Consider the following 17,644-nt stretch of genomic DNA (forward strand, 5'->3'; position numbering starts at 1 on the left):
CATAAAAATACGTTATTTTTGTAAAAAAATTTCAAACCAAAGCGATTTATAAAATTTTTTTATAATAAAAATAAGTAGAAATATATAGTAAAATATTATAAATATAACGTATGATTCTATTTTATATAAGTTAATAAAGAATCGATCGAAAAAATAAAAGTCATTACGATAATAAAAATAGAAGCTATGAAAAAAATTGTCACTATCAGGATAGAGAATGAATATGAGAGGTGGTTTTTTAGGTCGTTTTAGAAATAAAACGATTTCATGGCTTACGATATTCATTTACATTTGTTCGACATTTTTTCTTTCGATCGTACAGGCGGATGCAGCACAGAGAAGCCGTGATCGTCAGTATGAGGGGGCTTATGATAGCAACTCTTATCACAGTGCGGGTTATAAGGGTGGCGATTATCAATCGCGAGGTTTGAATCCTGATAGTTATGGCCGCTCCTCGTTAAATGATACCTATTCGACGCCGGTGATGACACGCGCCTATGTGCTGGTGTCCGGTGATACGCTTGATAATGTTGCCAAACGCTATAATCTGAGTGTTGAGGGGTTGCGCCGTCTCAATCAGGATCGGTTTTTCAAGAACGGCTTTGACAAGGTAACGGTGGGGGATACGGTTTATGTTCCGCTGTCACCGGTTTCTGATGACATGGCGCATTATCTCGAAACGGGATCCTCGCAGGATAGTGCAATCAGTTCGCTGGCAACACGGGCAGGGCAATTTCTTTCCGATGGTGGTCATAGTAGTGAACTGGAAAATATGGCCAAAGGATATTTTTCGGGTAAGGCCAATGGCGAGATCAATCGCTGGTTCAACCAGTTCGGCACGTCCCGTATCCAGTTGAATGTTGATGATGGCTTTTCATTAAAAAATTCGCAATTCGAGATGTTGTTGCCGGTTTATGACAAAGGCAACAGTCTTGCGTTTACACAAACCTCCATTCATCGCACGGATGATCGCACCCAGAGCAATCTGGGTTTTGGCTATCGTTATTTCACACAGGATTATATGTTGGGCGGCAATGCGTTTTGGGATTATGACATTTCCCGTTCGCATTCGCGTATGGGAATTGGTGTCGAATATTGGCGCGATTATCTCAAATTGGGCATGAATGCCTATTACCGGTTATCGGATTGGCGAACCTCTCCCGATGTGGATGATTATTATGAACGTCCGGCCAATGGCTGGGATATTCGTGCGGAAGGTTATCTGCCATCCTATCCGAAGCTTGGAATGAAGCTGAACTTCGAGCAATATTATGGCAACGAGGTCGGGCTTTTTGGAAAGAGCGAACGGCAGAAGAACCCTTATGCGGTTACGTTCGGAGCCAATTATACACCGGTACCGCTTGTGACATTCAATGTAGACCACCGGCAAGGTGCGAGTGGCAAGGATGATACACGTTTAGGCTTTCAGGTCAATTATCGTTTTGGTGTTCCGCTGTCGAAGCAGCTTGATCCTGATGCGGTCGGGGATATGCGCACACTTGCGGGAAGCAGATATGATCTGGTTGACCGTAATAACGACATTGTTCTTGAATATAAGAAGAAGGAAGTTATCAGCCTTAATATGGTTGGCGGCATTACCGGCTTTTATAACGAGACTTATTCGCTTGGCATATCGGTTAAATCCAAGCATGATGTTGCAAGCGTCAGTGTGATGGCAGCAGCCCTGATCGCAGCAGGCGGCAAGATTGTTCAGGGAAGTAGTGCAAGCGATTATTCGGTTGTTCTTCCCCGCTACCAGCAAAATGGTGATAACCGCTATACGGTTGAAGCAGTCGCGAAAGATGTCAAGGGCAACAGCTCGAAGACGGCGACAACGATAGTCACGGTCAATCCCCCGAAAATAGATGGAACCGGCAGCACATTCACACCGTCGGAAACAACATTGCCAGCCGACAATGTGTCGAATGTTGTGCTGACTTTGTCGCTGAAGACAACGCAGGGAACGCCTTATGATGCCGATGTCAAGGATATAGCGCTCAGGGTAACAGGGAAAAAGACAGCCAGGGTTGATCCATCCTTCAAGCGGGTTGGCGAAGGCATTTATGAAATCACAGTAACGGCGGGCAAGGATGATGAAACATTAATTCTGACACCGTCAGTTGAAGGGCAGAATATTGCATCGGCCAAGGTTATTGTTGTCGCCAAAGCAGCGGCTCATGTCACCAATGTTTCAATTGTCGGTAACGAAACAGGCAAAGTGGCAAACGGAACCAATTATTTTGACTTCAAGGCAACGGCACAGGATGATGAGGGGAAAGCGGTTGCCGATGCAACGATCATCTGGTCGCAAGACAAGGGAGACAATGTTGTTTTATCGGTTGTCGAGGGGCGAAGTTCAAGCAGAGCGGGTTCTCTTCTGACACGCAGTGCTTCTGAAATTACGAGCACAACCGACGAACAGGGCGTTGCTATCATACGTCTGACCAGCAAGAAAAAAGCGGTCAGCAATATTAAAGTGAGTGCCCATGTCCAGAATAGTGACAATATTGTTTCAGCCAATCCTGTAAGCTTTGTTGCCGGAGATATGCCGAAGGACGGGGAAGGCAATTCAACCTTCGAGGCGCAGCCTGCATCGATACCGGCAGATGATGTTGCAACATCAACATTGAAATTTACGGCGAAAGACGAAAACGGCAATATTATCACCGGTCTTGGTGGAAAACTGAGATTTTCTTTAACGGACAAAAACGGCTCCAGACCGCAAGAGGAAAAGGTCAGACTATCGACCGTTCAGGAGACACCGGCTCAAAGCGGCATTTATGTAGCCACATTGCAAGGCACGCTTGCGGGAATTTATACGATAAAACCGGAGGTTTCTTCTGTTGCTGTCGGAGCTCTCAAAGTACAGGTAACTTTGAAAGCTGCATTGGTTGATGCAAACAGTTCGGAGTTCTGGGTATCATCGAAAACGATAAAGGCAAACGATGCTGAAGCCTCTATAGTGACGTTTAAACCGAAGGATGCCAATGGTGAGATAATCACCGAGCTTGGTAACAAGTTGAAATTTGTTGTAACGGACAAAGATAACAGGGAGATAGATACAACTGGTCGTGCCGTTAATCTGTCGGAAATTCAAGAGTCACCGGATGGCACTTATACAGCCACATTAAAAGGCACGCTTGCGGGAACTTATAAAATTACACCGAAGGTTTCTTCTGTTGCTGTTGGAACTCTTGAAGCGGAAGTGACATTGACAGTCGGTGATGTCGATGGGGGAAAAGGCAATTCGGAATTTAGCGCAGATCAGGCATCCATTCCAGCAAATGGAACTGAACAATCAATACTCACCTTCAAAGCGAAGGACGCCAATCAAAATCCCGTCACAGAATTAGGAAACAAACTTGCCTTTGACATTGTTGACGAAGGAGGTAACAAGCCGGATACGAACAAGGTTGTTCTGTCGAACATTCAAGAGACACCGGCTCAAAGCGGCATTTATGTAGCTACATTGAAAGGCACGCTTGCGGGAACTTATAAAATTACACCGAAGGTTTCTTCTGTTGCTGTTGGAACTCTTGAAGCACAAGTGAAATTGACCGCCGGTAACGTGTTTGCAGGCAATTCGGAATTTAGCGCAGATCAGGCATCCATTCCAGCAAATGGAACTGAACAATCAATACTCACCTTCAAAGCGAAGGATGCCAATCAAAATCCCGTCACAGAATTAGGCAACAAACTTGCCTTTGACATTGTTGACGAAGGCGGTAACAAGCCGGATACGAACAAGGTTGTTCTGTCGGAAATTCAAGAGACACCGGCTCAAAGCGGCATTTATGTAGCTACATTGAAAGGCACGCTTGCCGGAACTTATAAAATTACACCGAAGGTTTCTTCTGTTGCCGTTGGAACACTCAACGAGGCCGTGACTTTGACCGCCGGTGAGATCGATACGGGAGTAGGCAATTCCAGCTTTCAATTCGACAAACAAACTATGGAAGCTGGTCAGACTGCAACGCTTACTCTTGTGGCCAAAGATAAGTTTGGCAATCCGATAGACTATGACCCCTCACAATTGAGTTTTGTTTCATCGTCTGACGGGAGCGCCATTGATATTGGTACAATAACGAAGGCCGGCGCAGGTACGTATAAAGCGGTCGTTACGGGCAAAAAGATTGGTCAATATAGATTTGTACCGAAAAAGGATAACAACACGCTTGCAGGGCTGTCGGCAACAATCAAGGTGACAGTTGGAACACCGGTTGAAAAGGACAAGGGTGGTGAAATCCGCTCGACCTTTGAAGCCGATCAGTACACGATTGTCGCGGACGGTGCAGCCTCATCGACCTTGACGTTCAAGGCGCAGGATTTTTATGGCAATGTTGTTGCAGGATTAGGCAATGACCTTACCTTTGACATTGTTGACGGGGGCGGTAACAAGCCGGATACGAACAAGGTTGTTCTGTCGGAAATTCAAGAGACACCAGATGGCACTTATAAAGCCACATTAAAAGGCACGCTTGCCGGAACTTATAAAATTACACCGAAGGTTTCTTCTGTTGCTGTTGGAACACTTGAAGCCACTGTGACGATAAAGGGCGGTGATGTCGATGGGGGAAAAGGAAATTCCAGCTTTATCGCATCTTCGACATCATTTAACGCAGGTGATAGCAAAGGATCAACGCTCACCTTTACAGCGAAGGATGCTTATGGCAATCTTGTTGCAGGATTAGGCAATGACCTTACCTTTGACATTGTTGACGGGGGCGGTAATAAGCCGGATGAGAGCAAGGTTGTTCTGTCGAATATTCAAGAGACACCAGCTCAAAGCGGCATTTATGTAGCTACATTGAAAGGCACGCTTGCCGGAACTTATAAAATTACACCGAAGGTTTCTTCTGTTGCTGTTGGAACTCTTGAAGCCACTGTGACAATAAAGGGCGGTGATGTTGATGCAGGAAAAGGAAATTCCACCTTTATCGCATCTTCGACATCATTTAACGCAGGTGATAGCAAAGGATCAACACTCACCTTTACAGCGAAGGATGCTTATGGCAATCTTGTTGCAGGATTAGGCAATGACCTTACCTTTGACATTGTTGACGGGGGCGGTAACAAGCCGGATACGAACAAGGTTGTTCTGTCGAACATTCAAGAGACACCGGCTCAAAGCGGCATTTATGTAGCCACATTGAAAGGCACGCTTGTCGGAACTTATAAGTTAAAGCCGCTTGTTTCGGGAGCTGCTGTTGGAACACTTGAAGCCACTGTGACAATAAAGGGCGGTGATGTCGATGGGGGAAAAGGAAATTCCACCTTTATCGCATCTTCGACATCATTTAACGCAGGTGATAGCCAAGGATCAACACTCACCTTTACTGCGAAGGATGCTTATGGCAATCTTGTTGCAGGATTAGGCAATGACCTTACCTTTGACATTGTTGACGGGGGCGGTAACAAGCCGGATACGAACAAGGTTGTTCTGTCGAACATTCAAGAGACACCGGCTCAAAGCGGCATTTATGTAGCTACATTGAAAGGCACGCTTGCCGGAACTTATAAAATTACACCGAAGGTTTCTTCTGTTGCTGTTGGAACTCTTGAAGCACAAGTGACATTGACCGCCGGTAAAGTCGATGGGGGAAAAGGAAATTCCAGCTTTATCGCATCTACGACATCCTTTAACGCAGGTGATAGCAAAGGATCAACACTCACCTTTACAGCGAAGGATGCTTATGGCAATCTTGTTGCAGGATTAGGCAATGACCTTACCTTTGACATTGTTGACGGGGGTGGTAACAAGCCGGATACGAACAAGGTTGTTCTGTCGGAAATTCAAGAGACACCGGATGGCACCTATAAAGCCACATTGAAAGGCACGCTTGCCGGAACTTATAAGTTAAAGCCGCTTGTTTCGAGAGCTGCTGTTGGAACTCTTGAAGCACAAGTGACATTGACCGCCGGTAAAGTCGATGGGGGAAAAGGAAATTCCACCTTTATCGCATCTCCGACATCCTTTAACGCAGGTGATAGCAAAGGATCAACACTCACCTTTACAGCGAAGGATGCTTATGGCAATGTTGTTGCAGGATTAGGCAACAAACTTGCTTTTGACATTGTTGACGGGGGCGGTAACAAGCCGGATACGAACAAGGTTGTTCTGTCGGAAATTCAAGAGACACCGGATGGCACCTATAAAGCCACATTGAAAGGCACGCTTGTCGGAACTTATAAAATTACACCGAAGGTTTCTTCTGTTGCTGTTGGAACTCTTGAAGCACAAGTGACTTTGACCGCCGGTGATGTCGATGGAGGAGAAGGCAATTCCAGCTTTGGCGCAGATAAGACACCCATTCCAGCAGATGGAACTGCACAATCAACACTTACCTTTAAAGCGAAGGACACCAATCAAAATCCCATCACAGGATTAGGTAACAAACTTACCTTTGACATTGTTGACGGGGGCGGTAACAAGCCGGATACGAACAAGGTTGTTCTGTCGAACATTCAAGAGACACCGGCTCAAAGCGGCATTTATGTAGCCACATTGCAAGGCACACTTGCGGGAACTTATAAAATTACACCGAAGGTTTCTTCTGTTGCTGTTGGAACTCTTGAAGCTGAAGTGACATTGACCGCCGGTGAGATCGATACGGGAGAAGGCAATTCCAGCTTTCAATTCGACGAACAGACTATTGTAGCTGGTCAGAATGCAACGCTTACTCTTGTGGCCAAAGATAAGTTTGGCAATCCGATAGACTATGACCCTTCACAATTGAGTTTTGTTTCATCGTCTGACGGGAGCGCCATTGATATTGGTACAATAACGAAGGCCGGCGCAGGTACGTATAAAGCGGTCGTTACGGGCAAAAAGATTGGTCAATATAGGTTTGTACCCAAAAAGGATAACAACACGCTTGCAGAGCTGTCGGCAACAATCAGTGTGACAGCTGGAACACCGGTTGAAAAGGACAAGGGTGGTGAAATCCGCTCGACCTTTGAAGCCGATCAGTACACGATTGTCGCGGACGGTGCAGCCTCATCGACCTTGACGTTCAAGGCGCAGGATTTTTATGGCAATGTTGTTGCAGGATTAGGCAATGACCTTACCTTTGACATTGTTGACGGGGGCGGTAACAAGCCGGATACGAACAAGGTTGTTCTGTCGAACATTCAAGAGTCACCGGATGGCACCTATAAAGCCACATTAAAAGGCACGCTTGCCGGAACTTATAAAATTACACCGAAGGTTTCTTCTGTTGCTGTTGGAACACTCAATGCGGCCGTGACATTGACCGCCGGTAAAGTCGATGGGGGAAAAGGAAATTCCACCTTTATCGCATCTCCGACATCCTTTAACGCAGGTGATAGCAAAGGATCAACACTCACCTTCAAAGCGAAGGATGCTTATGGCAATCTTGTTGCAGGATTAGGCAATGACCTTACCTTTGACATTGTTGACGAAAGCAACAAGAGACCGGATACGAACAAGGTTGTTCTGTCGAACATTCAAGAGACACCGGCTCAAAGCGGCATTTATGTAGCCACATTGCAAGGCACACTTGCGGGAACTTATAAAATTACACCGAAGATTTCTTCTGTTGCTGTTGGAACTCTTGAAGCCACTGTAACGATAAACGGCGGTAATATCGATGCTACAAAATTCGACTTTTTTGCAGAATCGCCATCCATTACAGCAGATGGAAGCACAGAATCGAAGCTCATTTTTAAGGCTAGGGATGCTTATTCCAATCCCGTTAACGGACTAAGTGGAGATATTATTTTTACCATCAAAAGAGGAACGGTGGTGGTCACAAATGGTAGCACCGTTAATCTGTCGGAAGTTCGGGAGACAGAAGCTGGCACTTATATAGCCAAATTGAAAGGCACGGCATCCGGAGTTTATACAGTAACACTTAACCTTTCGGGCAATGCATCAGTCACACGTACAACTCAGGTGACATTAACAGCCGGTGAAATAGATGAAAGCAAGTCGAGCTTAACATCGAGCGCGTCTTCGGTTATCGCAGATAAAACATTAACGCTGACGTTGATAGCGCAAGATAAATTTGGCAATCCGATTGATTATGATTTAAGCACGCTAAAATTTGTCGACAAAAACGGGAATGATTCAGGCGTAGCGATCGGTGAAATATCGAAAGCTAATGTGCCGGGGCGGTATCAAGCCACGTTAACCGGCGTGATTGCCGGAGACTATGAGATCGTGGCCAAGTCGGGTGACACAATTTTAGCAGCAGGTTCGGCACCCGTAAAAGTCATTTTTGGTGATCCGGTTGAAAAAGGCAAGAATAACGAATTCCGGTCAACGATTGGTGTCGATCGGGGCGAAATAGTTGCAGATGGAACAACAACGGCCAAGCTGACCTTTGTTGCGAAAGATATTTATGGAAATGCTGTGACCGGTATAAAGGACAAGCTTAAATTTGTCGTAAAAGCTTCTCCCACCGGATCATCTTATACAATTGGCACCATTGAAGTGGATGGCAATTCCTTTAGCGCAACTTTCAAAGGAACGACACTTGGTGTTTACACGATTGTCCCACAATATAATTCCAGTCAGGTTGGTTCGCTTTCTGTTAGTATAACTGTAAAGGCAGGTGACGTCGACACGAGTGAAAAAACGAAGTCCACATTCGGGGCGAGTGCTTCGTCGATTACAGCAAATGACGTTGAGACAATAACGCTCACTTTTAAAGCCAAAGACCCGTACAATAATCCGGTTTCGGGTTTGGGAACGAGACTTATATTTGACATTGCCATTCAAAACGCCGGTGCACCGAACGATGGTGATGTCAAGCTTGCTGAAATTCAGGAAACAACTGCGGGAAGCGGAGTTTATACGGCCAAGCTGAGTGGTCACGTGGCCAATTCTTATGTTATAAAGCCAAAAGTTGACGGTAATAATGTCGGAAATCTGAATGTCGTAGTCTCTCTAAAAGCGGGAACTATTGATCCGGACCACTCCACGTTCACTATTGATTCATCGGAAATTGTAGCAGACACGAACACAATAATAACGCTTGAGGCAAAAGACAAATTCGGAAATATTGTAAAAGGAGTTGCAACTCAGCTACAACTTGCAGGAACTCCGGCATTAGCAACGGGGACACTGGTGTCTACGACGGAGCCGCAACCCGGCATCTATAAATTCAAAATACTAGGAATAACTGCAGGCACATACAAAATTGTGCCTAAGCAAAACAGCAATGAATTAACCGGACTATCCGTTGACTTGACGATCAAAGCCGGTGCACCTGTAGCCTATATTTCTCCATCATATGAAGCGAGGTCAAAGTTCTCTGCCGATCAGGGAACACTTCCTGCAGATGGTGTAACCAATGCAAAACTCACATTTGTTGCAATCGACAAATATAAAAACCCGGTGAATGATATCGGGGACGATATCGAGTTCTATATCAAGTTTGTTTCGGACGGTGGTAATGCAGCTACGGTGAGCTTGGGAACCAAAGAAGCTAATGGCAATACCTATACAAACACCTTCAGGGCAACAGCGGCTGGTAGATATAGTATTTACGTAAAATATAAGAATGCTGATATCATGTCCGTTAGTGTGACGGTTCAACCTGGTCCGGTGGCTGTGCTGGGCGAGAATGGAGAGGTTCGTTCAACTTTTGTTGCCGACAGCACTTCAGTCACATTCGACGACAGCGTTAATTTTACGCTGACTTTAAAAGATAAATACGGCAATGTTATTACCGGTATCCCGAACAATAGTCTGAACTTGTTGCTTACAGGAAGAAATTCTGGAGTTTCAGGGGCTACTGAGAACAATTATTTTTATGAGACGTCCACAAAAGGTACTTATAGAATATATTTTTATTCGTCTTCTTACCCCGTTAAAAAACCCGACAGCTATACGATCGTACCACAGCGTCTTGGTACCCCTATTTCAGGACTTTCTGCGACTATTCAAGTTTCGCTAGGCAAACCATATAAGACAGATTCTTCAGGCAATAAAAACTCTACTCTTACTGCCACTCCGCAATCACGAACAGTAAGTGACACGGAATTTATAACGCTGACATTTGTCGCGAAAGACCGTTATGGAAACGATCTTACCGGAATTGCAAACCAACTTGGTGTTAATGTTCAATATGGTATCTATGGTGGAACAATCGAGAAATTTATCGAAACAGAAACGCCAGGTACCTACACCTCATTGGCTCGATTTACTAAAGCAGGGAAACAGACAATTTATGTAACATATAAAGGAAACAATGTCGCTTCCTACAACAACAGCAATGATTATCTCATGGTTGAACCTCGTTGGACGGCAGGTGATCCCGCTGATAAAGATATAAAAGGCAACCAACAGTCAACATTTGTTGCCACACCAACGAGCATAGAGGCGGATGGCATCGATAGTACGACCTTGACATTCAAGGCTATCGACATTTTTGGTAATGCTATTTCTGACGATATTACCGATAAACTCAAGTTTGAAGTAACGAGTGGTAATCAACAAGACTTATCATTTGGACAGATGGTAAAGTCAGGGAATGTCTATACGGTAACTGTAAAGTCAACAACTGCAATAGGACAATATACGATAGTTCCGAAATTTAACGGTGTGCAAATAGGATCGCTTGCGGTGACACTCGCGACGACTGCGCCTCGACCTGCTACAGATAAAACTATTATAAAACTCGACAAATCTAGTTACGCATTTGAAGAAGATATGTTGGTTACCGTAACGGTCAGGAATAAAAATGGTTATCTGTTGGTCGGGCAAACCAATTGGTTGAGTAATGGTGGTTATGGTGGCAAAGGGATTATGGTTGATGGAGGGAAAATAAAAGATACTGAGTGGATAGATAATGGTGACGGGACTTACACGCGCACTTATACGGCTTGGAACTCCGGGTCACGCTCATCCTACATAGCTATCACTAGTTATTCCAAGGCGACTTCGAATAAATATACAATTGGCCACGGGGAAGCACTTGCTGAATATTCATCAATTGATTTAGGCGGTAATACATTTACGGCTGGTTCTTATTCCATGATAAGTGTCAGTGTCACTATAAGGGACAAAGCAGGTAATGTTATTAAGGATAACTTGGACCCTGTACGTAATAATATTGTCGTACCGAAAAATATATCAGTATATAGTGACTGGAATTTATGTAACAACAACGATACTAAATCTTATTGTCGTTATTACGCGGTTGACAAGGTAGGTTCCAATTTGACTGTTACCTTGAAATTGCCCGAGTGGACCAGTGAAATATCATCTCAAACATTCAAAATCGTAGCAGGCTATATTGATAGAAATGCATCGACAGTAACTCTTGATAAATATCTGCTGCAAATAGGCGATGTCATAACTGTTACTGTTTGGATGGCGGATGTCAAAAACAATCCGATAACAACCTGGAACCCGTATGCTGGTGATGATGGTAGTATTTTCGACTGGGAGCCATGTTATGCTGTGGGAGGATATGGTTTTCAGCGTTTGACGAAATGGCTCCAGGAAAGCGATGGTAAATATACAGCTTCATTTAAAGCAACAACAGCAGTAACGAATTATTATTTTTCAATACAATATAGGTATCAATGTAAGGGATTACCCAACGGTAACTATGATTGGTCTAAATTATCTTTACCTTACACAATAAAGTAGTTTATTAAAATTGCGTATTTATAAATAAAATTACGCATTTAATTCATATTTTAAAAATTAAATTATAAATTTATAGTTGATTTTTATTGTATAATTTTTAGGTTCATAATTACAGATATTATATGGTAAGCCCGCGTACAAAAACTTATAATTAAACTATCGCGACTATTTTATTAAATTCCGGACTATAGTTTTCAAAAATCTCCGGATTTATGTTTGTTGCACTGACTTTACGGAATTCAAGACGCCAAGAGATTTGCTCTTTAACCGTGACGGCCGGCGGTTAGGTCGACATTAATATCGGCAGTGCCGGTAAGGCGTGCTTTATAAACCTGATAGTTTTCCATAACACGCATGACATAGTCGCGCGTTTCCGAATAAGGAATACGTTCAACCCAGTCGACAACCCAATCGACCGATTGCCCGCGCGGGTCGCCATAGCGGCTGATCCATTCATTGGCGCGTCGTGAGCCGGCATTATAACCGATAAATGTCAGGATATAGGAACCGTTGAAGCGGTCAAGTTGCTCACCCAGAAAATGGGCTCCCAAAGTCGCATTATAACCGGCATCGGTCGCCAATTTTTCCGGTTGCCATTTTATCGCGTTTTTGGTTGCAACCGCTTTTGCCGTTGTCGGTAGAAGTTGCAGCATACCCTTGGCACCCGCACCTGACACTGCATCTGTTTTAAATTCGCTTTCCTGCCTTGCAATGGCATAAGCAAGTGCCTTGCCGGAAGCCGAAATATTGGCGGTTTCGGGAATTGCTCCGACAGGGTGGGAGAGGGAGCCTACATCCATCCCCCTGATAACCGCACTTTTGCCGATCTTCAGGCTCGTATAATGGTCGCCTTTACGCTCTGCCATAACAGCCAACATTGCAAGTTCACCAGGGCTATCAAGCTCGTCTCCGAGCTCACGATAAAGGACGCCTGCACGATCGGAATATCCTATCGCTTCAAGCCTCTTTATAGCCATAACCGGTTCGCGTGATTCAAAACGCTGGCGGTCGCTTGCTGTCGGCTTCGGATAGGGAATTTCAAGCCTTTGTTCTCCAAGCCGGGCAGCGGCAAGCTGGCCGTAAAAGGTAGTACCATAATGGGCAGCACGGCGAAAATATTGTATGGCGTTGTTACGATTCCCCTGTGCTTCAGCAGTTCTGCCCATCCAGTAGTAACCACGCGAGGCTGCAACCGGTCGTGACGAGATTTGCACAATACGGGAAAAGTGTTGCATTGCGGTTTTATTATCGCCCAGAAACCGGAGAGCATACCAGCCGGCATGAAATTCTGCGTCGGCTGCCAAGGTCGGGCTTTCGGCCGAATGGGCTGCTGCCAGTTGATAGGCGATTTTCGGCTTGTTTTCATCAAGCATTTCGCGTGACAAAACACGCCGTTCGATCCACCAGGCATCGGGATCAACAAGCGTAAGGGCATCTTTCGGTGCTTTTAACATGAGTTTTGCCGCGTCATCGCATTGGCCGGAACGGCGCAAATATTGAATTTGGGCAAAAAGATAAAGTGAATCCTTACGGAAACTTTTATCAACATCTGCAAGTTTTTGGCGGGCATTCGAGTCATTATTGGCGACAGCCGCAAAACCGGCATAGAGAGACCGGGCATTTGCCAGTACAGCAACCCGTTCGGCTGAAGAAATGCGATTGGCATAAAGCATAGCGCGCATACGTTGGAGATGGTCGGCAGGTAGCAAGGCAGCGCCAGCCTTTTTCAAAACGAGTTGCTCTTCCGCAGCACTCAGCTTTGCTTTATACCACCACGGGGCAACAATTTGTCTGGCTCGTGCCGACTGACCGGTTTCGATCAGAGCACCGCCAAGGGCAGCCATGCCTTGGGCTGTTACCGGAATATAATTTCCAAAGCCATTGATAATCGCTTGCGGTGAATTCATTTCACTGGCAAGGGCACGCTCGGAATTTTTGCGCATTGCTGTCATGCCGGGCCAATCATGCAGTTCCTGTGCCGCATTGAATATTTCCGAACTTGGAACTCCTGATACGCCGGATACACCGATCGCCCAAGTGAGGATATGCCGGTCAAGGCTGTTCTTCGGCATTGCGTTGCGGATAGCAATGGCGCTTGACGCCTGTTTGTTATAAAGCGCATCAAGGCCGGATTTCAGGCTTCCGCTTGCCACGTCGCCATTCGTCCGTGGAATGCCACTTGTCACAATTGCATCGGACTTGAACGGGGTTGGTGCTTTCTGCGTTGAAGCAAACGGGCGGGTGGATGGCACGGGTGGATTGTTTTTCACCGAGCTTGCATAGCTTACAGTTGTGGCAAGCATACTGCTTGCCAAAAAGAATGAAAACGCCGTTTTTGCCAAAACACCTGATGAGTATTTATGCATCGTACTTATAAAGACCCATTTCCTCAATTTTTTAGCGTAACATAAGCTGCAACTGTGAAAGAGGCGTTAACGCTTTTTACCTCTTTTATTTTGTGAATGACAAAAATTCGCGCAACAAATCTGTTGGCGAATATCCTTTCTTCAAAGTGTTGCATATTTCTGCCATCGGGAACATGCGAATAGAACAAAATCAACTTGCGTCATTCGTATGGCGATACTATGGTCTTAAAGGCTAATTGAAGGGGCAATTGCCTTAATGCTGAATATATAATCAGGGAGTTTACCATGCTCAAGGGAGCACTGACCGCACTCATTACACCTTTCGACAATAATGGCAGCGTTGCAGAGAAAACATTATGTGATCTTGTCGAATGGCAGGTCAAACAGGGCATTAACGGCCTTGTCCCCGTCGGAACAACCGGTGAATCGCCAACACTGAGCTATCAGGAACACAAACGTGTGATCGAGCTTTGCGTTCGACAGGTTGCAAAACGCGTTCCGGTTATTGCCGGTGCGGGATCAAACAGTACCAAAGAAGCGGTCGAGCTTGCCGAATTTGCCGAAAAAGCCGGTGCAGACGCGGTTCTGGTGGTTACCCCATATTATAACAAACCGAACCAGAGAGGAATGTATCAACACTTCTCGACGGTCGCCAAAGCCATTTCTATTCCGCTTATCATTTATAACATTCCCGGCCGGTCGGTCATTGATATGACGGCTGATACAATGGCAAAACTGCATCATGACTGCAAAAACATCATCGGTGTCAAAGATGCAACCGGCAAGATCGAACGCGTCAGCGAGCAACGGCAAAAATGCGGCACTGATTTTGTGCAGCTTTCCGGCGATGACAGCACGGCTTTGGGCTTCAACGCACAAGGCGGGGTCGGGTGCATTTCGGTTACGTCCAATATTGCGCCGAAACAATGCGCAGAATTGTTTCAGGCTTGCCGCGAAAACAATTTTGCCAAGGCACTTGAGCTTAATGATCGCTTGATGCCGCTCAACCGCGCACTATTTATTGAACCAAGCCCTGCCGGTGTCAAATATGCAGCCGAAAAACTTGGTATCTGTACCAGTGTTGTACGTTCGCCGATTGTGCCTATCGAAGAGGAAACAAGAAAAATAATAGATGCAGCATTAAAACATGCCGGTCTTCTTGACGAATAATCATCGGGAATAATGACTGGCGACGGGAATAATTACTGGCTATCCGGGTATCTATGAATAAAAAAAATGCTTCTCCGGCCTATAAGGTTGTTGCGGACAATCGTAAGGCACGTTTCAATTATGAAATTCTGAACACATTGGAGGCCGGAGTGGTTCTGCAGGGAACCGAGGTCAAATCGTTGCGCTCACATCACGGAAACATAGCCGAAAGTTATGCAAGTTTTGAAAACGGCGAATTCTGGCTGATTAATTCTTACATTCCCGAATATACGCAAGGCAATCGCTTTAATCATGATCCGCGTCGGCTGCGAAAACTTTTGCTCTCGAAGCATGAAATGTCACGTTGGGCAAATGCGGTTGCGAGGGAAGGTTTGACAATTGTTCCATTGAAACTTTATTTCAACGATCGGGGACGGGTCAAACTGGAATTAGCCCTTGCACGTGGTAAAAAGCTTCATGACAAACGCCAAACCGAAAAGAAGCGCGACTGGAACCGCGAAAAATCACGTCTCATGCGCGAACGCGGCTGATATGTCACTATATCCCCATCAAGTTTATCTGTCCGGCGTCTCATGCCCTTATTTTCCGACATTATCGGCAAAGTTTCGCAACAGGCTACTATATAGATTGAACATTCGTGTGGCAGGTAGGGACGGAACATAACTTGTCGTAGTGTTCAAAAGAACCTGACATTTCGGGGAGGGGGGTTATTACCGCGATCATCATATTGGTGATGTAGAAATATCTACCGCAATAAAGGCATGTCGGAAATGGCCGACGACTTCAGAAATCACCCCCAATGTCGTGAGAGTGAATGTGTTATGCCCGTAACATAAGCTTGTGACTTAATATTTTTATGATTTGTGACCGGATTTTGACGAAAACGGGTGGCTTTTTGCGATGATTTAAAGAAATAGAAGGCCGGTTATTTCAGCACCGGTTTTTCATTTTCAGCCGCTTTATTTCAAGCCTTTGCACTTGAAGTTATCGGGACTGACATCTTTTGTCACATGATCGTTTTATTGAAAGACGAAAGTTCAAGGTAGTTCGGAAAAAAGATAACGGTTGCAATCAACCGAATGTCTGAATGTAAAAGTCGACTTTCAACCGGACAATCAATTTTTACCAAGATAATCGTGTACTGCCGAAAAGATTTCATGAAACATCAACTCGGTCAATCTTCCGGTGTTGGTGTTGTAGCGCGAACAGTGGTAGCTTGGAAATATGCGTATATTTCCGATTTCGGTTATTTTTCCGTGTCCAAAAGGGTGCAGTGCCAATTTGGCACCTAGTGCACGTATGGTTGATTGATGGGCAATCGAACCCAATGTCACAACGGCTGTGAGCTTTGGCAAAGAATGGAGGAGTGGAGCAAAAAATTGCCGACATTTGTTAATTTCGGCTCCCGTCGGTTTGTTTTCCGGCGGCACGCACCGCACTGCATTGACAATCGTCGTGTCGATAAGTTCCAGGCTATCGTCCGGTCTTGCCTCGAATATGCCGCGGGCAAAACCATATTTTTTTAACGTCGAATATAAAAGATTTCCGGCATAATCACCGGTAAATGGCCTTCCTGTGCGGTTCGCCCCGCGCAGCCCCGGTGCAAGACCAACAATAAGAAGCCGAGTTGAATTGGCGCCGCCAATCGGAAAAAACGGTTTAACCGGCCCATTATACCAAAGCGGTTCTTTTTTGCGCCATTCTTCGCGAAAATCATGGAGCCTTGGGCATAAACCGCAATCATAAGACGGTTCGGGACAACCGGCGGCAACAGTTTTATTCAAATGCTGAAGCATCAGTATAATTCGTCGTCGCCATTATCTTCGTCGCTGCCGACAGAATATTCCTTTTGCGGTTTATCCGACGGTGCACGGCCAATTTCCGGCTTTAACGTTGTGAGATCTATGAAATGGTCGGCCTGTCTCCTTAATTCGTCGGAAATCATGGCCGGCTGGGTGGTAAGGGTGGAGACAACACTGACTTTGCGGCCACGCCGCTGCAAAGCTTCGACGAGTGAACGAAAATCACCGTCGCCGGAAAAAATCACGAAATGGTCGACCGTATCCGACAATTCCATGGCATCGACAGCGAGTTCGATGTCCATGTTACCCTTCACTTTGCGTCGACCGGCGGGATCGGTAAATTCCCGCGCATTCTTGGTGATAACGCGATAACCGTTATAATCGAGCCAGTCGATCAACGGGCGAATGGATGAATATTCCTGATCTTCAATTAGTGCAGTGTAATAATAGGCCCTGAGAAGATAGCCACGCTTCTGGAAGGCCTTTAAGAGTTTTCGATAATCGATATCAAAGCCAAGCGTTTTCGAGGTTGCGTAAAGGTTCGCTCCGTCTATAAAAAGAGCTATTTTTTCTCTTGGGTCAAACATCGTTCTATATCCATTTTACCATAAAGGCATAAATCACTAATTATTACCGTTAGATATGTCAGCTCTGACAGCACTTGCCAAGAGAGCTTTTGGGAA

6 protein-coding genes are annotated in these 17,644 nt (G+C 45.4%); 3 read left to right on the forward strand and 3 right to left on the reverse strand.

All coding sequences use genetic code 11. The annotated features are described in order from the left end of the window. The first annotated feature begins 217 nt into the window (after positions 1–217). Positions 218–11,623, forward strand: a complete 11,406-nt coding sequence (locus BBC0122_RS12770) for an invasin domain 3-containing protein (protein ID WP_149866635.1) — start codon at positions 218–220, stop codon at positions 11,621–11,623. Positions 11,624–11,886: 263 nt separating this feature from the next. Here BBC0122_RS12770 and BBC0122_RS04230 read toward each other — a convergent pair whose 3' ends face one another. Then, on the reverse strand, positions 11,887–13,989 hold the full coding sequence (locus tag BBC0122_RS04230; protein WP_077991635.1) for a transglycosylase SLT domain-containing protein: 2,103 nt from the start codon (positions 13,987–13,989) through the stop codon (positions 11,887–11,889). 285 nt (positions 13,990–14,274) lie between these two features. Here BBC0122_RS04230 and dapA point away from each other — a divergent pair, with 285 nt between their 5' ends. Both dapA and smpB read left to right on the forward strand, forming a co-directional pair. Beyond that, a complete protein-coding gene (dapA, locus tag BBC0122_RS04235) occupies positions 14,275–15,159 on the forward strand; it encodes a 4-hydroxy-tetrahydrodipicolinate synthase (protein WP_077991636.1) in 885 nt (294 codons plus the stop codon). A gap of 53 nt (positions 15,160–15,212) precedes the next feature. Beyond that, on the forward strand, positions 15,213–15,689 hold the full coding sequence (smpB, locus tag BBC0122_RS04240; protein WP_077991637.1) for an SsrA-binding protein SmpB: 477 nt from the start codon (positions 15,213–15,215) through the stop codon (positions 15,687–15,689). 585 nt (positions 15,690–16,274) lie between these two features. Here smpB and BBC0122_RS04245 read toward each other — a convergent pair. Next, on the reverse strand, positions 16,275–16,955 hold the full coding sequence (locus tag BBC0122_RS04245) for a uracil-DNA glycosylase (RefSeq protein WP_077991638.1): 681 nt from the start codon (positions 16,953–16,955) through the stop codon (positions 16,275–16,277). After that, positions 16,955–17,548 (reverse strand): LabA-like NYN domain-containing protein, encoded by a 594-nt coding sequence (locus tag BBC0122_RS04250; protein WP_077991639.1) that lies wholly within the window; start codon positions 17,546–17,548, stop codon positions 16,955–16,957. The genes BBC0122_RS04245 and BBC0122_RS04250 overlap by 1 nt, the downstream gene beginning before the upstream one ends. Positions 17,549–17,644 lie beyond the last annotated feature (96 nt).

Source organism: Ditibartonella choladocola (assembly GCF_002007565.1).
Lineage (GTDB): Bacteria > Pseudomonadota > Alphaproteobacteria > Rhizobiales > Rhizobiaceae > Bartonella > Bartonella choladocola.